Source organism: Nostoc sp. JL31 (assembly GCF_017114965.1).
GTDB classification, from domain to species: Bacteria; Cyanobacteriota; Cyanobacteriia; order Cyanobacteriales; family Nostocaceae; genus Nostoc; species Nostoc punctiforme_A.
The window spans coordinates 92,004-114,936 of record NZ_JABXKO010000049.1; the positions used below are offsets into that span (position 1 = coordinate 92,004).

Annotated in this window: 4 protein-coding genes; all 4 read right to left on the reverse strand. The window is 41.6% G+C overall.

Annotation, left to right across the window (positions count from 1 at the left end; genetic code table 11):
- Positions 1–24: 24 nt before the first annotated feature.
- The 4 genes from HWQ43_RS12825 to HWQ43_RS12840 are packed head-to-tail and all read right to left on the reverse strand — an operon-like array spanning position 25 to position 22,624.
- Positions 25–5,895 (reverse strand): type I polyketide synthase, encoded by a 5,871-nt coding sequence (locus HWQ43_RS12825; protein ID WP_292733841.1) that lies wholly within the window; start codon positions 5,893–5,895, stop codon positions 25–27.
- Complete coding sequence (locus tag HWQ43_RS12830; protein WP_292733844.1) at positions 5,888–12,589, reverse strand: type I polyketide synthase; 6,702 nt, start codon at positions 12,587–12,589, stop codon at positions 5,888–5,890. The genes HWQ43_RS12825 and HWQ43_RS12830 overlap by 8 nt, the downstream gene beginning before the upstream one ends.
- Positions 12,590–12,612: 23 nt before the next feature.
- Complete coding sequence (locus HWQ43_RS12835; RefSeq protein WP_292733847.1) at positions 12,613–17,307, reverse strand: type I polyketide synthase; 4,695 nt, start codon at positions 17,305–17,307, stop codon at positions 12,613–12,615.
- The gene (locus HWQ43_RS12840) at positions 17,300–22,624 is read right to left on the reverse strand and encodes a non-ribosomal peptide synthetase (protein WP_292733850.1); all 5,325 of its coding nucleotides are present in this window, start codon (positions 22,622–22,624) and stop codon (positions 17,300–17,302) included. Before HWQ43_RS12840 ends, HWQ43_RS12835 begins: the two co-directional genes overlap by 8 nt.
- Positions 22,625–22,933: the final 309 nt, after the last annotated feature.

Here is a 22,933-nt window from a genome sequence, read left to right on the forward strand (position 1 = left end):
CCTATAATGATTAAGTTTTGTAATCTAGTTTGAAAATTGCACATCAAGAATTTTGTTGATATCCTCACTTGTTTCATTTTCAGATAATTGTTCTAACTCTTCTATGAGGATTTCCTCAATCACCAAAGCTAATTCATCGATGGTAGAGGCTTCGAAAAGAGAACGAACAGGTAGTTCGATTTGAAAAGTTTTGCGAAGCTGAGAAATAAGTACAGTTCCCGTCAGAGAGTCTCCCCCTAAAGCAAAAAAGCTGTCATGAATACCTACTGGTTCTATACCCAGTAACTCTTGAAAAACTTCAACTAGTTTTTGCTCTACATCATTAGTAGGAGCAATGTATGCATTTTTTAAGTTTGGTCTAGAGTGACGAGAAGATAAATTAACTTTTTGGGCAGTAATTTTTTGTTGTAAAGGCTTTAATCTAATCCATTGGTCAATTCTAGATTGTAAATTACCAGTTGAGACAACTATTTGATGATATTGGCTCCACAAAAGAATCTGTTCAAGGGCATTAATACCTTCTAAAGGTTCGATGGCAAATTCAGCCAAACTTGTATTAGCAGATATTTGCGAATTTTCTGCTGCAAATTGCCATGCATCCCAGTTAATACTCATCCAAGGAACAGGATTTTTCTGATTATGCTGGTAAGCAAAAGCGTCCATTAAAAGACTTGCTGCTGAATAGGTTACAGAGCCTAATCCTCCTAAAATAGAGGTTAATGAAGACATTAATAGACAAAAATCAAGCTTTTGGGACTGTAAAACTTTTTCTAATACTAAGAGTCCCTGTTTCTTAGCTTGAAGTTGCTGTTTGCACTGCGTTGGTTCTATCTCTGTAATGGCACTAAATGAATTCTCTAGAGCTATCTTAGTTGTATAAAACACCCCGTTGAGTTGCCCAAACTGCTCTTGTGTTTGAGCGATCGCACTTTGCATTTGTGCTAAATTTACTACATCAACGCTCTTGATTAAGACTTCTGCGCCCAGATTTTCCAGTTCCTGCACTTTCCGAATCTTATCGCTGATGTTATCTTGCTCATCGTGAGTTTTCAGCCACTCTAACCACTCCTGTCGGTTGGGAAAATCCTCAGCCTCTAAAAGCAGCAGTTTTGCCTGTACTGTCTTTGCTAAATGTTCGGCTACTACAAGTCCTATTTTTTCGAGTCCACCAGTAATTAAGTAGACTCCTTTTTCTCTGAACCTGGGTGTATCCGGGACGTTTGCATCTAATTGGACAGACTCAAAGGTTTGTACCCAACGTTCTAAACCACGATAAGCAATAACTGAGTCAGAGGAATTGGCTTTAAGTTCTGTCAGTAGTTGTTCTACAAATTTCTCTTCTTGCCAACTTTCTGATAAAGGAATAATAACATCAATGCTACGACATTTTATATTTGAATATTCTTGTGGGATAACCTTAACAAGTCCAAGGAGTGTTGCTTTTTCTGGGCAGAGATTTTCAACTCCAGTTACTGCTTGCATATTGTTGGAGATAACTGCAAGCTGGAATTCATCAGTAAAATTCTGTTTTTCTAGCGACTGTGCCAAAAATAGTAAACTCTGGAATCCTTGTGTTTCATCTGTATCAAAATCTGCAAATTCTGACTGGGTTACACTCCACAGATGAATAATTCTTTGTGGTATGAAGTCTTGGGCGCGAAGTTCTTTAAGTAGGGTATTGTAATCATCCTGTTGTTGAGGTGCTATTGTATATGCACGCTTACCCAGATGCTTTTCTGAAGATTCGCTTTGGTTGCCAAATTGCTCCCCAAGTCTGATGGTAATTACATCATGACCTTCAAGTTCGAGGCGCTTGACGATTTGAGCGCCTAACCCATACTCATCAACAAAGACTAACCAGCGTTCTGCTTGTTTCAACTGACCGTTTGACTGTGGTGGTAGCGAACGTTTCCATGAAGGGATGTAGAACCAGTCAGCAATGTTGGACTTTTTGCCAAATGAAACTTCTTGTTCATGAAGTAATGCTGTAAATGCTGCCGATACTTTGGGCGTTGCTGGGGCAGTAGCTTGAGCGACAATTATGTGGTCTGTAAAAGGTGCGAATTCTGAGAAAGCTGTCACCTGCACAAAAGCATGAGATTTGAGTTCTTGTTGCCATTTTTCCTTAGATAAAAAGGGATTGCACATATTGCGATCGCTTTCTGGATTCTCTATCGGATTCATCAGCAGCGCGTCAATGAACTCAAATTCCAACCTGGGTTGAGTTGTTTCCCAAAATAGAAGTAAACCTCCAGGAGCAAGTAAAGAGCGAATGCGGTCGAGAGTTTCTCCAATATTTCGAGTAACGTGCAGCACTTGGAAAGCTACAATTACATCAAAGCTGTGATTTGAGTATCCTTGTTCTTGTAGCGATCGCTCAAGGTCTAGCAATTGGTATTCAACAAATGGATAATCGCTAAATTTCTTCTTAGCTGCATTCAGGAAAAAACCTCCTACATCAGTGAAGGTATAATTTGTTTTCTCTGATGGCAATATAGGTAATAACTCTGCGGTACCAGTACCAGTTCCAGCACCAAGTTCCAGAATTCTGAGATTAACTTCAGGTGGTAGTGCTTTTAACACCTGTTCTAAGCATACCCGCATGATTGAGTTGTAGTACTTATTTTCAGGCGATTCTTGGACTGAAAATTCTCCTGATTTTAATAAAGTAGAAACATGGAACTCCAATGGTTCTTTTTTACCAGTAAGCAGAGATACCATATTTTCGCCATACAGTTGCAGCAAATCTATTTGTTGCGGTGTGTCTGCCCATTTGGCTCTGACTTCTACCAAAAGCTCATTAACAAAGTCTGTTGATATTGGTAAAAAGTTAGTAAACAGCCCTTGTTCTTCATGTAACTGACCCTGTTCGACCAATATTTCTAACCATCGACTGAACAATTCTCTATAGGTAGGAATAATCTGACATTGGTCAAATAACTCTTCCAAAAAATACTTTTTAGTGGGATTGCTAAAAGCTCTTAAATGTGCTGTTGTAAGATTAATATAAGCAATACATAAACGATCTAAACACTCTCTTTTCGCTTGAGAAATTTGCTCGTCAAATACCGCAGACCCTGCACTAGCTTGAAGTTGACCAGCTTCTACCAAAGATTTCCAAAGTTCTGATGCTGTTAACTGGGACTGGAAATTTCTTTGTGCAGGTAATAATTTTTGCGGTTCAATCCAATATCTTTGTCGCTCAAAGGGATATGTTGGCAAGGGAAGGCGATATCGGCGCTCATCGGCATAAAATCCCGACCAATCTATCTTGATTCCCTCAAGCCATAGTTGTCCTAATGTATTTAGGATGAAAGCAAGGTCAGATTGTCGCTCATAAGCATAGCGCAGCGAAGATAATATTACTTTGTGATCATTAGAAACATGATCTAAACATTGCATCGTTAAACTGCTTAAGGTCTGTCCTGGACCCACCTCTAAGAAAATTGGACTATGTTGTGTCCACAACTGATCTACTCCATTGGCAAATAGCACGGGTTGGCACAGATGCTGTGTCCAGTAGCTGGGATTTGTGGCTTGCTCTGCTGTAATCCAAGTTCCTGTAACGTTAGATATATAAGGAATTTGCGGTGGTTTGAGACTGATATTTTTAACCAGTTCGGTGAAAGAGTCAGCGATCGCCTCCATCATGTAAGAATGAAAGGCATGAGAAGTCTGCAATTGCCGACAGGCTAATCCCTTAGCACTCAACTTTCCTGCCAATTCCTCTACAGCCTGTGTAGTTCCCGCAACGACACATTGGAATGAGCCATTGACTGCTGATAATGAAAGGTTTTCATTCAAGAAAGGTTGCACTTCTTGCTCTGTCAAGGGAACCGCCAGCATTGCGCCCCCTGGCAACTCTTGAATCATTTGCGCTCTTTTAGCAACAAGAGTAATCGCATCTTCTAGAGACAATACCCCGGCTATTGTTGCGGCCACATATTCACCAATACTGTAACCAATCATTGCTACTGGACGAATGCCCCAGGATATCCACAATTGAGCTAAAGCATACTCAATGGCAAACAGTGCTGGCTGAGTGAGATAGGTTTGATTGAGTTTTTGGGCGGCGGGATCTGGGGATTGGCGATCGCGACCAAGCATTTGGCGTAAATCGATACCCGATTTTTCTTTTGTTGCTTCTTGCTTGGCACAGGAAGTAGGATAAATAACTTCTTTAAGATTTAGACCTAACAAAGGTTGAAACAACGAGCAACAACGATCAAGGTGTTCACGGAAAGTTGTTTCAGTTTGGTATAATTCATAACCCATCTTGATATAATGGGTTCCCAAACCAGTAAACATAAAGACTACTGGGCGCTGATTTGTTTCCTGAGTGCTAGTGAGAACTCGTTTGGGATTTTGGAGGGCTGCGATCGCATCTTCAGTATCTTGACAAACAACTGTCCGCCGATGGCTCAAACCATGCCGACCAACTTGCAATGTATAAACTACATCTGCAAGGTTAAGTTCTGGGTGCTGTTGCAGGTGATTAACCAAATTTGTAGTTGCTGTCTCTAAAGCTGAGTCAGTTTTTGCAGAAACTACCAGCAATTGATACTTTCTCCCCTGCTCTTTGCGAAGTTCCACTTCCGGGGCTTCTTCTAAAACAACATGAGCATTAGTTCCGCCGATGCCAAAAGAACTGACCCCAGCCCGGCGTGGTGTCCCGTTTGTTTTCCATTCATGAAGTTGAGTATTGATGTAAAAGGGGCTGTTGGCGAAGTCAATCTCTGGATTAGGTTGTTCAAAGTGCAGGGTAGGCGGAATTATCTTGTGTTTGAGCGCCAGGACTGTTTTGATCAAGCCCGTCACGCCAGATGCTGAACTCAGATGGCTGACATTAGTTTTGACTGAACCAATGGCGCAGAAGTTTTTTTGGCTAGTTCCGGCACTAAACACCTTTTTAAGCGCCCTAAATTCAATTGGATCGCCTAGAGGTGTAGCAGTTCCGTGGGTTTCAATGTAGGTGATTGTTTCAGAATCAAAGTTAGCGATCGCCTGAGCCTCAGCAATCACTTCTGCTTGGCCTGTTACACTAGGTGCGGTGTAACTCACCTTCTCGGAACCATCATTATTGATAGCTGAACCTTTGATAACCCCATAAATGCAGTCCCCATCAGCTACAGCATCTTCCAATCTTTTCAGCACGACAATACCCGCTCCTTTACCGAAAGGGCTGCCCTGTGCTTTAGCATCAAAAGCCCGACAGTGACCATCAGGAGAGGCCATCCCACCTTCTTGATAAAAATAACCTTGTTTTTGTGGAATTTGTATCGCAATGCCACCAGCCAGTGCCATATCACACTGATAACTGAGCAATCCTCGGCACGCCAAGTGAACTGCGACTAATGACGTAGAGCAGGCCGTGCCGACGCTAATACTGGGCCCTTTTAGGTTTAATTTATAAGAAACTCGTGTGGATATAAAGTCCTTATCATTAGCAATTGTAATTTGCGACTCCAGCGCTTTAATGAGTTCAGGGTGTGAGGCCAGATTGTTAAGCAAATAGGTACTTAAGTTACCCCCTGCATAAACACCAATTAGATTTTTGTCTGTTTTCGGGTCATAACCAGCATTTTCCAGCGCTTCCCAAGCACACTCCAAAAAAAGACGTTGTTGCGGGTCCATGATTTCAGCTTCTCTAGGCGAGAAGCCAAAAAATGAAGCGTCAAACATCTCAATGTTTTCTAACACAGCCCCCGCTTTGACGTACTGAGGGTCATTCAACCAAGCTGGATCTACGCCTGAAGCGACTAACTCGCGATCGCTAAAGAATGAAATTGATTCCACACCGTTACACAGATTTTGCCAAAATTGATCAGTATTTTTGGCTCCTGGAAAACGACCACTCATGCCGATTATGGCTACGCCTTTCAACTGGTTACTCACGTATTTTCCTCCTTTGCTTCATTAGTTGCATTTCTTCTTCCATAACCTCCTGTTGCCTCTTAGCACGGTTATATGCTTGCCCAAAGGCAGGTTGCTGGGCCTGTTTCCGACTTAAATATTCTGCTAAAGCACTTATGGTCGGATATTCAAACAAGTCAGCCGTTGCGATATCACTATTAAACACTTGTTGCAGTTGGCTGCGAACTTGGACTATTAGGAGGGAATTGCCACCGATTTCAAAGAAGTTGTCTTGTATTCCCACCAAATCTTTCCCAAGAAGTTCTTTCCAGATGACAGCAAGCTTTTGCTCAATCTCATTTCTGGGAGCTACATAAGCACCACTAAGTGCAGGTTGTGATTGTGTCGGTTTAGAGAGATTATACTTTTGTGAGGCTTCTTGGAAAGGTTGTGAGTTAAAACCATTATCCGGCTCAACTCGGTTTAAGAAATTACGAGACGATACCCAAACCTGGGTGAGTGTACTTCCTAAAATGCGGTCAAATGACTCTACAACTTCTTTTGGTAATAACCCTTCCTTGAGAATAGCAGGTTTGTCCTGCATACCAGAGCCAACTGCGGAAAGGATGGTGGACGGAGAACCCAATCGAGCAGAAGAAGCTACAGTTTCTTTTCTTTGCTGATTAACTTCCCCTTCTGAAGCAATCAGCGCTTTTAAAGCCTCCTGATTCTGCCAAGATACCACAATCTTGCCGATATGTTTGGCTTTAGCCATGTATTCAAAGGCGGGAGCTATTTCTGTAATTGGAAATATCTGATAAGGAAGGGAATTAAAATTACCATCTTTAAAGTGTTGCACTACTTTGTGCCACGTAGAAATAAAGTCAGGAAGATCATTTCCTACATCTGTAGCAAAGAACGATAAGCATTTCTCAAAAGGTCGTAGACCTAATTGGCTATTATTGAGGATATCCCGTTTGCCGAGTTCTAGAAAACGTCCATAGGGTGCTAGAAGCGAAAGGCTTTTAGTCATGAATTCTCCTGATAGGGAATTCAAAACCACGTCTACACCCTTGCCATCAGTATATTTAATCACTTCATCGGCAAAAGCCAAAGACCTGGAATCCATGACATATTCAATACCCAACGAATGCAGAAATGCTCGTTTTTCCGGGTTGCCTGCTGTGGCGAAGATTTTGGCTCCTGCCCACTGGGCTATTTGTACGGCAGCCATCCCAACACCACCGGCAGCAGCATGAATGAGAACACGCTCACCCTGACGAAGCCTAGCTAATTTTATCAAGGCATAGTAAGCCGTAATAAAGGCAACGGGAATTGTTGCTGCCTCTTCTAAACTAAGATGTTCTGGTTTTAGTGCCACCAAAGAAGCAGAAGTCGTTGTGAATTGGTTAAAGCAGGAATCGCCAAATGCCATAACTTCATCTCCTACCTTAAAACCCTTAACGCCTTCTCCCAGAGCGACTATTTTTCCAGAACACTCTCTACCGAAGTTGATACGAACATTCGGTGGAACAGGAAGCAACCCCAATGCTATAAGCACTTCCTTGAAGTTGAGGCTAGCTGCGCAGACCTCAATTTCTACCTCACCCAGACCTGGCTTTTGGCGTGTACTAGGTCGAAAAGTCAGAGTATCTAAGATGCCAGGGGAAGCAATCTCTAAAGAGAAGTTTTCGCTTGCAGAAACGGAAGAAATTTTTTGAGGTTTATCGTCAGACTGTTCAGCAGTAATTGTGCCAATATCTACTTTCCTCATGATGAATTCTTCAATCTCAACCAGTTCGTTTCCCTGGTCGTCCATGATGGTGATGTTAAATTTTAAAGTTCTTTCTCTGAACTGATTATTTTCTGTATATCTGATGTGGCTATATACTTTGCTTGGCAAAGATTTTTTTATTTTCAGACTTTTATAGGAAAACGGTAAGTAAACCCCTTCGTTTTCAATACTTAGAAAACCCGTGGCATTATCCAATAAAGCAGGATGTAATTTATATGAATTAATATCGGTGGCAAATACTTCGGGTAGTTCCAGAACAATCAACCCCTGATCTGTTCCTAATTTTGCCTGCTTCAAGTTATTCCATCTAGAACCAAACTCTACAAATCCTGTTTGAAGCTTATGCTCTCCTTCTGGAATAATTATTTCCTTTTGATTACATTTTGCCTCAATTTCTCTGAGTTCTTGTTTTGCTGATGATGCTGCTATTATACAGGCTATTTCGCCCTTGGCATGTTCGAACCATTGTTTGGACTCTGAGTTTGATTGGCTTATTACCAAAAATTCAAAGCCCTCTCCTTTCTTATTCAGGACTGTACGAACTTCTTTTTCCTCATCATCTTCTATTACCAAGGGGGTTAAGAAAAATACTTCCCGAATTTCAATCGTTCCTTTTTTAGCATGGGTTTCAAAAGCAGCTAAAGCCATTTCCAAGTAAGCTGTTCCCGGAAGTGTCGCCTTACCCATAGCCCTATGCTCATCTAAAACCCAGTGTTTGATGACGCTAAATTTGCTGATGTATATCTCTTGCTTTTTCCCTTCAACTATACATTGATAAAATAAAGGGTGAGACACTTCTTTTAATTGAGATGGGGAAATATCCAGAGTTGGTGTTGATTGTTTCATCGCCTCTGTTCCCGTCCCCAGCTTTTGCCAATAATCCCAATTAATAGATACGGTAAATATGCCATCTCGGTCGCTTTTATGACGAGCAAAAGCATCAAGAAAAGCATTAGCAGCAGCATTATCTACTTGTCCAAATTTACTTGCAATGGAAGTGATTGATGAACACAGAATAAAGAAATCTAGTGGAATATCCTTGAGAATTTTATTTAAAATTAATGTGCCTTTTACTTTAGATACCATTTCTGGCGTTTTTTGCAAAATCACGCCGCTAGCAGAAACCTCGGCTGCATGGATCGCACCATTGATCTGGCCAAATCGCTCTTGGGCTAAGGCGATCGCTTGTTGCATCTGTTCAAAATTGGTGATATCGGCGCTGACTACCAAAACTTCTGCACCTAGCTGTTTAAGTTTCTGGATTTCCCGAATCTGGCGGCTTGTATTATCATGCTCATCGTGAGTAGCTAGCCATTGTTCCCATTCTTCTGGTAAAGGAAAAGCTAAACCTCCTGTCAGCAGCAGCTTGGCTTGTACAGTCTGTGCTAAATGTTGTGCTAGGACAAGACCAATGCCTTCTAATCCACCTGTAATTAGATAAACGCCTCCTTTTTTTAACCTTGATATTCCTTGGGTAGCTTTCTCCAATCGAATTGGCTCAAAAGTTTGCACCCAACGATGATTTCCACGGTAAGCAATAACCTTTTCAGAACTTAGGGTTTGTAGCTCGCAGAGCAACTGCTCCAAAAGTTTCGGCTCAGTCTTAACTCCCAATTGGGGAATAACAACATCAATGCTACGACAGATAATGTTTGAATATTCTTCCGCAATCACCCTAACGAGTCCGAGTAAGGTCGCCTTTTCTGGGCACAGCAACTCTGCCCCCACAACTTCCTGCATATCGTTGGAGACAACCGCGATTTGATATTCATCTGTAGTATGGTGTTTACTAAGTGCTTGGGCTAAAAACAGCAGACTGTAAAATCCATTTTCCTGAATTTTGTCAACTTCCTCAAGTCTTAATTCTGTATAACTGTGCGGTGTAATACTCCATAAATGAACAATCGTTTTTGGGCGTTTATTTTGTGCTAGAAGTTCATTGAACAAGGTATCATAATCATCACGTTGTCGAGGATTAAGGATATATGCGCGATCGCTCGACTTTGTAAACGCTGACCCAATCTTCACGGTAATCACATCTTGTCCCTCAAGTTCGAGTCGTTTTATCAACTCGGAACCTAAACCGCACTCATCGATAAATACAAGAGTGCAAGACAAAACCGACTTTTGACTTAGTTGAGGGGCAACCAGCAGAGAGCGTTTCCAAGATGGGACATAAAACCAGTCGGCAATGTCCGGCTTTTTACCTAGTAGAGAGGTTGCAGGCAATTTTTTTTCACCCGTCTTGATAGCGTTTACCTGTATTTTCGGTTCAATCCAGTAACGCTGACGCTCAAAAGGATAAGTAGGTAAAGGCATCCGATGACGGCGCTCATGGATATAGAATCCTGACCAATCTACTTGTACTCCAGCCAGCCATAGCTGACCCAATGTATTTAACAAGAATGCTACATCCGACTGACTTTCTTGTGCATAGCCCAAGGAAGTTAATACAATTTGCTGGGCTTCTTTATCAGAATAACGACGGGCGAATGCACTCAAAGTCTGCCCAGGGCCAACCTCTAGCAAAATGCGCTCTGGTTCTTTCAACAATTCTTGCATACTCTGAGCAAGGCGAACTGTTTGCCGCAGATGCTTCACCCAATAGTTTGGATCTGTCACCTCCGCTTCTGTAATCCAAGCTCCAGTAACATTGGATACAAAAGGAATTTTGGCAGGATTCAGTTTGATTTTTTTAACTTCCTCTGTGAATGGCTCTAAGATGGCATCCATCATCACAGAATGAAAGGCATGGGAGGTATGCAGACGTATACACTCGACACCTTGGGAAGCTAGCTGCTTCTGTAATACCTCCACAGCATCTATGAAACCTGAAACTATACAAAGAGATGATTCCTTAATCTCAGCTAGAGATAGTGTTTTGCCTAGCAGGGGTTGAACTTCTTTTTCTGAAAGTGGAATGGCAAGCATTGCACCTTCAGGCACCTGCTGCATGAGTTGTCCCCGCGCAGCTACTAGAGTCAAAGCATCTTCTAATGAAAATACTCCTGCCAGACACGCAGCGACATATTCCCCAAGGCTTTCACCAATCAAAGCCTGGGGATGTATTCCCCACTCCATCCACAACTTTGCTAGGGCGTACTCGATAACAAAGAGTGCTGGTTGAGCAATTGCTGTCTGTTTTAGTTGTTGCGCGGCTTCTTGAGTCTTTTCTGTGTTGGGGTAGAGTACATGTCGCAGGTCAAGCCCTAGATGTGGTTGGAGAAACTCTGAGCAGATATCTACCTGCTTCCGAAAAGTTGGCTCTGTCTGGTAGAGATCCAGCGCCATATTTACAGACTGTACTCCTTGCCCTGGAAACATAAACACGACGGGAGGATCTAGGCGATCTTGGTAGACCTGAAAAACCCGTTTCGGATCTTGTGTTTCTAAAGTAGCGATCGCATCATTAGTGTCATGGCAGATTACTATCCGGCGATGGTTGAAAGCCCTGCGACCAACCTGAAGTGTATAAGCAACATTAGCTAGGTTAACATTTGAATGCTGCTTTAAGTACGCGATTAGATTTGCAGTGGCAATTTCAAGTGCAGAGATGGTTTTGGCGGAGAGTAACAACAATTGCCAGGGTCTCGATTCTTCCGAATGTTCGATCGGCGGAGCTTCTTCGAGAATAACAAAGGCATTGGTTCCACCATAACCCGAGGAATTGACCCCAGTTAGACGGGGTGTGCGATCTCCCTTCCATTCAGAAATTTTGGTATTGACGTAGAAGGGGCTGTTGTTGAAATCGATTTGGGGATTGGCTTGTTCAAAGTGTAGACTAGGTGGGAGCAGCTTGTGTTTGAGCGCTAAGGTAGTCTTGATCAGACTTGTTACACCGGCTGCGGCATCTAAATGTCCGATATTGGTTTTCACTGAACCGATCGCACAAAAACTTTTCTTCTGGGTAGTAGTATGAAAAGCTTTTTTGAGTGCAGCGATTTCAATGAGATCGCCCATAGCCGTTCCGGTTCCATGAGTTTCTATATAGGTTATATCCTCGGCATCTACTCCAGCATTTCTCAGGGTTTCTACGATTACCTCCGCCTGACCTTCTACACTAGGGGCAGTGAAATTTACTTTCAAAGAGCCATCGTTATTGACTGCTGAACCTTTGATGACTGCATGAATGCAATCTCCATCAGCAAGAGCATCTTCTAATCTTTTTAATACAACAATTCCAGCTCCACTGCCGAAAACAGTTCCCTGTGCTTTAGCATCAAAGGCTCGACAGTGCCCATCGGGAGACAACATCCCTCCTTGTTGATATAAATAGCCAGCTTTTTGTGGAACTTTAATTGAAACACCACCAGCCAAAGCCATATCACATTCTTCATTCAACAAACTTTGGCAGGCCAAGTGAACTGCAACCAATGATGTAGAACAGAAGGTTTGGAGAGTAATACTAGGCCCTTTAAGGTTTAATTTGTAAGATACACTTGTGGTTAGAAAAGCTTGACCGCTGCCATGTAGAGGTTGTAAAGCTCCATCTACAGGATTTATAGTATCGCGGTTTGGATAAAGGTTTTCTAATAGGTAGGTGTTCATATTTGCCCCGGCGTAAACCCCAATCAAACCCTTATAGGTTTCAGGATCGTAGCCAGCGTTTTCAATTGCTTCCCAAGCACACTCCAAAAAGAGACGATATTGGGGATCTATAACTTCAGCTTCTTTAGGTTCAAAACCAAAAAATGACGCGTCAAACTCCTCTACGTTTTCCAGTATAGATGCGGCTTTAACATAATTAGGATTATTTAACAAGGCAGGATCGATATTTGAAGATACTAAATCACTCTCAGAAAAAAATGAAATTGATTCTACTCCATCCTGCAAATTTTGCCAAAACTCATCAATATTTTTTGCACCTGGAAACTGACCTGCCATACCCACTACAGCTATATCTAAACCTGCTACATTAGAAAATGTTTCATGGATTTTCATTAGTACCTCTTTTATTAATTTTTTTATAGAGCGCTCTTCTGTTGCATTCTTTTTTCTCTTCGTCTTTGTCCCCGTCCGCTCCTTTCTTCCATAGGTTTTTCAGTCTGTTCCATATTTAAAGCTTTGCTCAAAGAACTGACTGTTGGACTTTCATAAAGACTGACTACAGGAATTTCTATATGCAATTCTTTACTTAATTGCGAAATAACTTGAACACCTATTAGAGAGTCGCCACCGAGTTCAAAGAAGTTATCGTGGATACCTACTAAATCAATACCAAGTAGTTTTTGCCAAATATCTGCAATTGTTTGCTCAGTTTTATTTCTCGGAGCAAAATAGGCATTACTCAACTGAGGCCGTTGATGTACCGATTTCGACTGGTTATTCTTGCCTAAAGATTCCAAAAGAGCTTGGGGATTAAAATTGCGATCGCGCTCAATCACAGTTGTCAAATCTTCAGTTGATACTGCAACTCTAGGGACTCTGCTGTTGAGAATATGTCTAAAGACTTTTATCCCTTCTGAAGGTAATAAAGCATCCATTAATAGGGATTTAGCATCAGAAATATCTTGTTTGTTAGCTAATCGCTTCACCGCCTCTACTGACATCCCAACATCTTGCCAGTCAGTCCAGTTAATAGAAACTGTGAATGTACGAGATCGATTGGTTTTATGATAAGCAAAAGCGTCAAGAAACTCATTGGCAGCACAATAGCCAACTTCACTAAATTTCTTTCTATAAATAATTGAACTAAGAGATGAACAAAGAATTAAAAAATCTAACTTAACATCTTTCAAAAGGCTATCTAATACTAGTGTACCCTTGACTTTAGGGGCCATAATATTTTCTGTCATCTCTCGCGTTCTTCGAGAAATCACACCCGCATAATCAGCAATTCCTGCACAATGAAGAACACCATTGATTTGGCCAAACTGTTTCTGGACTGTTGCAATCGCTTCTTGCATCTGTTCTAGGTTAGCCACATCAGCGTTCAGTACTAAAACTTCTGCACCTAGTTCTTCAAGTTCCTTTACTTTCAAAATTTTACGACTGATATTATCTTGGCGATCGTTAGTAGCTAGCCATTGTTCCCACTCTTGTCTAGGAGGAAAAGCTGAACGCCCGATCAAAACTAGTTTGGCTTGTACCGCTTTCGCCAGGTGTGACGCTAGAGCAAGTCCAATGCCTCCGAGTCCACCTGTGATTAAATACACTCCTCCTTGCCTTAATCGCGATGTTTCTCCCTCTGCTTCTTCCAATCGGACTGCTTCAAAGGTTTGCACCCAGCGATGAAAACCACGGTAGGCAACAACTATATCGGAGGATTGTATTTGTAGCTCATTCAGCAGCTGATTTACAAGTTTCTCCTCTTGCCAACTTACTTCCCTTGGAATCACAACATCAATGCTACGACAGCTGATATTTGGATATTCTTGGGGAACGATCTTAACAGCTCCCAGTACAGTCGCCTTTTCTGGGCATAGTGCTTCTTCTCCAGTGACTGAGTGTATATTGTTGGAAATGACCGTTATTTGAAGCTCATCTGCGATCCGCTGTTTTCCAAGTGCTTGAGCTAAAAACAGCAGACTATAAAAACCTTTTTCTTGGACTTTATCAACTCCTGCGAGTCCAGATTCAATCTGACTAACAGAAGTCACACTCCATAAATGAACAATCGTTTTTGGGATCTTGTCTTGTGCTACTAGTTCATTGAGCAGGGCATCATAGTCATCACGTTGTCTAGGATTAAGGCTATATGCACGCTCATTCAACTTAGTAAACTTTGACCCCGCCTTCACTATAATTACATCCTGACCATTAAGCTGAAGTTGTTTTACCAGTTCTTCTGCCAAACCGCACTCATCAAGAAACACAAGAGTGCAAGATTTCTGAGTTACCAATTCCTTCTGGTTCAACAGTACAGCAGGTACAGATTGTTTCCACAAAGGTAAGTAGAACCAATCGGCAATATCTGGCTTTTTGCCAAATGAAACAGGTTTAGCACTGTTATCCTGTCTCTGTTTATAGTCTTCAATCCAGTAACTCTGCCGCTCAAAGGGATATGTTGGTAGTGGGAGACGATGACGGTGTTCGTGGGCGTAAAATTCTGACCAATTTGGCTGTACTCCATATAACCAGAGTTTGCCTAGTGTGTTCAGTAAAAATGCTATATCTGACTGTTTTTCTTGAGGATGTCGTAATGAACAAAGTGCTGGAGTATCTGAATGCTTTTTAACAAAAGTACACAAGCTGCTTCCTGGCCCCACTTCTAGCATGATGCAATTTGCCTCTTGCTGCAATGCAGAGATGCCTGCTGCAAACTGTACTGTTTGGCGTAAATGTCTTGCCCAGTAATCGGGATCTGTGGCTTCCTCTGCTGTTATCCAGGCTCCTGTGACGTTAGAGATAAAAGGAATCTGCGGCGGATTTAGTTTGACTTTTTTAACTTCTTTGATGAATGGCTCAACGATCGGTTCCATCATCGCAGAATGAAAAGCGTGGGAAGTATGCAAACGGCGACACTCTACACCTAATGCTGTAAGTTGCTCATGAATCGTATCTACAGCATTATGGGTTCCTGAAACTACGCACAAACCAGGAGCATTGCTGGCGGCTAAAGATAAATTTAAATTTTCATTTAGTAAAGTTTTAATCTCTGCTTCTGTTTGTGAAACCGAAAGCATAGCACCAGTTGGAAGTTGTTGCATCAGTCGTCCACGGATAGCTACTATTGCCAAAGCATCTTCCAGGGAAAATACACCAGCAAGGCAAGCTGCTACATATTCTCCTATGCTATGACCAATCATCATTTGGGGAGAAATGCCCCAGGACATCCATAATTTAGCCAGAGCATATTCTATGACAAATAATGCAGGCTGAGTGATATTAGTTTTTTGCAGTCTTTCTGCTGCGGCTTTTGACTCAGATTCGTTGGGATAAATCAGCGATTGCAAATCCAACCCAAGATGGGGTTGCAGCAATTTACAACATAAATCAACCTGTTGTTGAAAAATCGGCTCAGTTTGGTAAAGTTCTTTACCCATATCTACATATTGAGCGCCTTGTCCAGGAAACATGAAGACAATGGGGCGATACTCCGCAGGAGTCACTTCTCTACGAGAGGCTGCGCCAACGTGAACGCCACTTTCAACTAAGCGAGTGAAAACTCTTTCTGGATCTTGTAAGACTGCATCCTCGATATCTTGGCACACCAGCACGCGACGATGATTGAACTCAGCACGCCCCACTTGCAGGGTATAGGCAACATCCGCTAAGTTTACATTGGGATGCGCTTTGAGATAATTAGCCAAATTTACTGTTGCTGTCTCCAAGGCAGAGCTAGTTTTAGCCGATAGACACAGCAAATATTTACTTTTGCCTTTTGACTTTTGACTTTTGACTTGTACTGGTGCTTCTTCTAGAATGACATGAGCATTAGTCCCACCTATACCCAAGGAACTCACACCAGCACGACGAGGAGTACTTCCTGTTTTCCATTCTGCTAGCTTTGCATTGATATAAAAGGGGCTGTTGGCAAAATCTATCTGGGGATTTGGCTGCTCAAAATTTAAGCTTGCTGGTATCTGCTTGTGTTTTAGGGCTAAAACTGTTTTAATCAGTCCGGCAATCCCAGCTGCTGCATCTAGATGACCAATGTTTGTTTTCACTGAACCGACGGCACAGAAGCCTTTTTTGTTGGTACTGCGACAAAAAGCTTGAGAGAGGGCGGCAATCTCAATCGGATCGCCTAAAGCTGTACCAGTGCCATGAGCTTCAATATAGTTGATTGTCTCAGGCTCAACTCCCGCCAGCATCATTGCCTCGGCAATCACTTCTGCTTGACCATTGACGCTAGGCGCTGTGTAGCCAACTTTACCAGAACCATCGTTATTGATGGCTGAACCTCTAATTACAGCATGGATACAATCACCATCTGCTAGAGCATCGCTCAATCGTTTGAGGACAACAACTCCTACACCATTACCAATAGTTGTTCCCTGTGCTTTGGCATCAAAAGCACGACAATGACCATCAGGAGACAGTGTGCCTCCCGGTTCATGCAAATAACCTGCTTTCTGGGGTACGTGGATAGAAACCCCGCCAGCTAAAGCCATATCACATTGATAATTCAACAAACTTTGGCAAGCAAGTGTTGTTGCAACTAATGAGGTAGAGCAAGCTGTTTGTACTGTAATACTTGGGCCAGTGAGATTTAATTTGTAAGAAACACGGGTAGTCAGAAAATCTTTATCATTACCAATTAATGTTTGATAGCATTGCGCCGATCCTATAGGATCGCGGTTTAAATCTAATGAATAATAGTTATTTAGGCTAGCACCAGCATAAACTCCGATCCGACTATCATACCTATTGGAATCATAGCCAGCATTTTCTAATGCTTCCCAAGCACACTCTAAAAAAATCCGGTTTTGGGGGTTAGTAACTTCTGCTTCTTTGGCATTAAAACTAAAAAATGCAGCGTCAAATAAATCGATATTTTCTAATATGGCACTAGACTTTACATAATTGCGATCGCTGAGTGTAACGGAATCTATACCGTCAGATAATATCTCTTCATTTGTGAAGATAGAAATTGACTCTACACCAGATTGTAAATTCTGCCAAAATTCATCAATATTTTTAGCACCGGGAAAACGTCCTGCCATTCCAATAATGGCAATGCCTTCTACAGCATCATTATGTATAGTGCTAATCATAAATCTTTTTACCTTGCTTACTCAATTGTTGTTTTTGGCGATTTATAGCCTCAATTTGCTTATTCGCGCGATCGCGCGTCCCTGTAAAAGAAAGCTGTCGCTGTTGACTTAAATATTGCGCCAGTGAGTAAATAGTCGGGTTCTGAAACATTTCTACAACTGATATATTTCGCTGCAAATTTACTTGCAGTTTATGATTAACCTGAATCATTAGTAGTGAATGCCCACCAAGGTCAAAGAAATTATCATGAATACCTACTCGTTCGAGATGTAGCACCTCTTGCCAAAGTTTTGCTATCTGCTGTTCCATTTCCGACTGGGGTACTTGATAAGTAGTCGTCAATGCTGGACGTAAGTCTTCTGGTACAGGTAAAGCACGACGGTTTACTTTTCCGTTAGGCAAAAGTGGTAAAGTGTCTAGGAAGATAAAAACACCAGGAACCATATATGCCGGTAACAGTTCTTTGAGATAGCTTCGCAGTTCACTAGTTGTAAGCATTTGGTCTGGTAAAAGAACAATATAAGCTACCAATTGTTGAACACGTGGTTTATCTTCTCGCGCCAAAACTACAATTTTCTGCACTGCTGGATGTTTGAGTAAGGCATTCTCAATTTCACCCAACTCAATCCGAAATCCTCTAATTTTAACCTGATGATCAATTCGCCCCAAATACTCTAAATTTCCATCTGGTAAATAACGAGCTAAATCTCCAGTTTTATATAGCCATGATTCAAGTTTATTATTAAGCGGATTAGATATAAACCGCTCCTTTGTTAACTCTGGTCGGTTTAAATAACCTCTAGCTAAACCCGCACCACCAATGTAAATTTCTCCTGGAACACCGATTGGTACTGGTTGTAACTTAGTATCAAGTAAATAAATTTGTGTATTGGCAATAGGACGGCCGATAGTTACGTTGCTATCTCCTTTATTTACTTGAGTAAATGTGGAATAGGTCGTATCTTCAGATGGTCCATAAAGATTAAAAACTTTCTGAATACGATCGTTTTGATAAATCTGCTGCACAAGTTGATTTTGTAGTGGTTCGCCAGCAAGATTAACCGTCCTGACTGAAGGAAGTAAACCATCTACTTGCAGTAATTCTGAAATGATGCTTGGGACTGTATTAACCAAGCTTACCTCCGCAACCAACGAGGGTAAGTGTAAAGCATTCTCTACAAGAATTACTTTACCACCCCAACTGAGGGGAACAAACAGTTCAAATACTGACAAATCAAAGCAAATAGAGGTTGATGCTAAAACTCCAGCAAGGTCATCATCTGTAAAAAGTTCTCTTGACCATGTTAAGAAAGCAACACAACTTTGATGAGCGATCGCAACACCTTTTGGTACACCAGTAGAACCAGAAGTATAGATGACATAAGCTAAGTTATTGGATTTTACTTCACTAAACAGATTTTCTCTACTGTGTTGGCTAAGTAATTGTGAATCTCTATCGATGCAGACAATATGCACATTCGATTTAGCAAACAATTCAACTAGATGGCTTTGAGTCAGCAGTACCTTGGTCTGACTGTCTTCTACCATGAAACTTAAGCGTTCCTGGGGATAGGCTGGATCTAGTGGTACATAAGCCCCGCCAGCTTTTAAAATAGCCAACAATGCAATCAGCATTTCTGGACTGCGCTTCATGCAGACACCTACAATTACTTCTGGCTTCACCTCTAGTTTTTGTAAGTAGTGTGCTAGTTGATTCGCTTGGTCATTTAACTCCTGGTAGGTTAATTTTTGGTTTTCAAAAATAACAGCAATATTAGATGGTGTTTTCTCTACCTGTGCTTCAAATAGTTGATGAATACATTTATCTTGTGGATAATTTGTCTCGGTATTATTCCACTCAACCAATAACTGCTGTACTTCAGATGGTGTCAGGAGTTGCAAGTCTGAAATCCGTTGTTCGGGATTGCTAACTATACTTTCTAATAACGTCTGGAAATGTACTAGCATCCGAGCGATAGTATCTGCATTAAATAAATCTGTGTTGTACTCACAAGTTGCAACCAACCCTTGCTCGTCATCCTCCATAAATAATGTCAAATCAAATTTTGATGTCCCGTTATAACCCTCCTGACAAGTAACAGAGACATCTGAGAGTCTAGGATTTGATATTGGCACATTCTGGAGAACGAACATTACTTGAAATAGTGGATTGTAACTCAAGTCTCTATTTGGCTGTATTTCTTCTACTAATTTTTCAAAAGGTAAGTCTTGATGAATGTATGCCTCTAAAGCTGTTGACTTTACCTGCGCTAGTAACTCCTGAAAACTCAAATCGCCAGAAAGGTCTGTACGCAACACCAAAACATTGACAAAGAATCCAATTAATGACTCAATTTCTGCTCTGTTACGACTGGCAATTGGCGAACCTACTACAATATCAGTCTGACCTGTGTAGCGATACAGCAAGGTTTTGAAGGCTGTAAGCAAGGTCATAAACAGAGTTACTCCCGAATGACGGCTCAAATTCTTTAGCTCTTTTGTCAGAGTTTGAGAAAGAACTAATTTCCCTTGAGCGCCTTTGAATTTTTGACGATCAGAAATAAAGCTTCTACGCGGACGATCAGTTGGTAAATTTAGTATAGGTAGCTCACCCTGCAACTTTTGTTTCCAATAAGTCAATAAAGATTGAATACGCTCAAAATCAAGCCATTTTCGTTGCCAATTGACAAAATCCCGATACTGAATGGGTAATTCAGGAAGTGCTGGGAGTTCGCCTGTGGAGAATGCTTCATATAATACAGCTATTTCTTTGATCAGAATACCGATAGACCAACCATCTGCAATTATATGATGCAGAGTGATAATTAAATGATAATTTTTCTCACTTAATTGCAAAATTTTAGCACGCAAAAGCGATTGAGCAGATAAATCAAATGGCTGCTGTGCAAATTCTGTAGCCAAACGTTGTGCTTCTTGAAGGTGTTCCTCTTCTGGGAGTGAACGCAAATCTTCAACCGCCAAAATTAAAGGTGGCGCTTGATTTATAACTTGGACTGGTTGTCCATCAACTACTGTAAAGCTTGTCCGTAATACTTCGTGTCGTCTAATAATTTCGTTAAGACTATCTTGTAAAATTGCTAAATTAATGCAGCCCTTTAAGCTAATAACTATAGGAATGTTATATGTAGGACTATCGGGAGTTAGCTGATTGATAAACCATAATCCCTGCTGGTCAAAAGATAGAGGCTGAATGGATGTATTTTTCTCTTGTTTGGTAAGGGATATTAAGGGTAGTGCATCTGTTGTCAGTTGAGCGAGGATTTTTGTAGCTAGCGATCGCGTACTCATCCCTTCAAAGAAGTCTGCTACTGATACTTCTACTTCTAAATCAACCTCAACTCGGTTTTTCAACTCAAATACTTTTAAAGAATCAAGCCCCAGAGCGCTTAATGGTTCATCAGGACTGATATCATCTGGTGCGATCGCCAGTACTCTCGCTTCCTGTTCAATCAGATAGATTTCTAAAAGCCGTTGACATTCCCTTGGAGGAAGTGCCAAAAGTTCGGAACGCTGTAATCGAGTTTCCTCTCTGACAATATTACTAATTTTGAGAATGTTACTGAGAATAATATTCAATTCACCATTCTGAAACTGAGCGCGAGTTGCACGACGTTGAATCTTACCACTGGAAGTTTTGGCAATACTACCTGGTTTGATCAAAACCACAGCATAAACTTGTACTTCGTGTTCTTCAGTCACAGCTTGGCGAATTGCAGATATAACCTCTGCTAAATTTGGCTTGGCGCGAAACTTCAACTCTTGGACGATTACCACCCGTTCTTCGTTGTCAACCTCGACTGTAAATGCTGCGCTAGCTCCGGAATTTAAAGATGGATGACTGCGTTCTGCGGTTAATTCTATATCCTGTGGGTAAAGATTTCTACCGCGAATAATAATTAAATCTTTGGCTCTACCTGTAATGAAAAGCTCGTTATTTTGTAAAAAACCTAAATCTCCCGTCCGCAGAAAAGGGCCTACACCTGTATCTGATAAATAAGCATGGAAAGTTTCTGCTGTCTCTCGATCGCGATTCCAATAACCTTGGCCAACACTCGGCCCCGATACCCAAATTTCCCCAATTTCATCAGGTTTACAACTACTGAGGGTTTCGGGATTAGCGATCGCCACTTCCAGTTGTGGTATGACTCGACCACAACTGACGAAATGATAAACATCTTCATCTTTAACAGATGATTCAACTACCCGATTAGATTCTAGTGCAGACTTTTGGACTGTCTTGATAATCGGTGATGTTGCCTTCTGCACACCAGAAACCATCAGAGTTGTTTCAGCCATTCCGTAACAAGGGTAGAATGCCTCTTTACGGAAGCCACAACCGGCAAAAGCTGCTGCAAACCGCTCTAAAGTGTCATCCCGAATCGGTTCCGCGCCGTTAAATGCTACACTCCAACTACTCAAGTCAAGAGTCTCTTTTTGTTCAGGAGTAATTTTCTGAGTACATAACTCATAGGCAAAATTCGGGCCACCACTGGTTGTCCCTTTGTAGTGAGAAATAGCTTGTAACCAACGATAAGGATGTTGGAGAAAGGAAGTTGGAGGCATGATGATGCAAGGAAAACCCCCATACAAGGGTTGCAATATTCCTCCAATCAGACCCATATCGTGGTACATCGGCAACCACGTCACGAACTTACTTTCTGGAGAATGCTCCATAAATTGGTAAGTTGTGTCAGCGTTGTGCAGTAGGTTTCCATGACTAATCATTACACCCTTTGGTGTTCCTGTAGAACCAGAGGTGTATTGCAGAAAAGCTAAGGTATCTCGATCAATAGAGGGTTCTTGCCAAGCATCTTCTATTCCTAGAGCAAGATTATCTGTAGTTAGCCACTGCAAGGATTCTAAGTCAGTCTTTTGTGACATTAAAGACCGCACTGTAGGCAGGATTTCTGTTGTAGTGAGAGCGATCGCTGCTTGTGCATCTATAGAAATAGCTTTTATTCTCGGTGTGTTGCGCTCATTTCTAGGGGGATATGCCGTTACAGCCACAACTCCCGCATATAAACAACCGAAAAAAGCAACCAAAAAATCTAGTCCGCCTGGATAAAGTAGTAAGGCGCGTTCTCCAGTCAAACCCAATGCTTGTAACTGAGCAGCTATTCGACGCGATCGCCTATCCAATTCTTGATAGGTTAGCGTTGTTTGTTCTGTTTCTCCATCCAGCAAGAAGGTAAAAGCATCTCTATTTGGCTGGATAGAGCTTCTTAAGCGCAGTAAATCAACAAATGTAGAACTACTGCCAGAAACTTCAAGAACACAATGAGAATATTGATTCATTTTGATTTTCAACTAGATACAACCCTGATACTCTTTTTCTCGCTCTGACTAGAGTAGGACTTACGCAAAAGCTCTCTGAAACTCTTATTCCTTTGTGTCCTGCCCTTCGGGAAGCCATTTCGTGTCTATGCGTCCAACTCTTACGAGACACTGCGCGTAGCTTGCTTCTCCGTAGGAGTATGCGGTTCGTTTTTTCATGATTTTGCGTAAGTCCTGTAGAGAAAATAAAGAGCAAATCGTTAATTAATTCAGCCAATTACTTAAAATTGTCTAAATCCTAATTAGTGATTTTCTGGGAGCAATCTCTAG

Coding starts and splice junctions, on each gene's coding strand:
- HWQ43_RS12830 (WP_292733844.1), bottom strand. CDS start 12,589: ATGAAAATCCATGAAACATTTTCTAATGTAGCAGGTTTAGATATAGCT.
- HWQ43_RS12835 (WP_292733847.1), bottom strand. CDS start 17,307: ATGATTAGCACTATACATAATGATGCTGTAGAAGGCATTGCCATTATT.
- HWQ43_RS12840 (WP_292733850.1), bottom strand. CDS start 22,624: ATGAATCAATATTCTCATTGTGTTCTTGAAGTTTCTGGCAGTAGTTCT.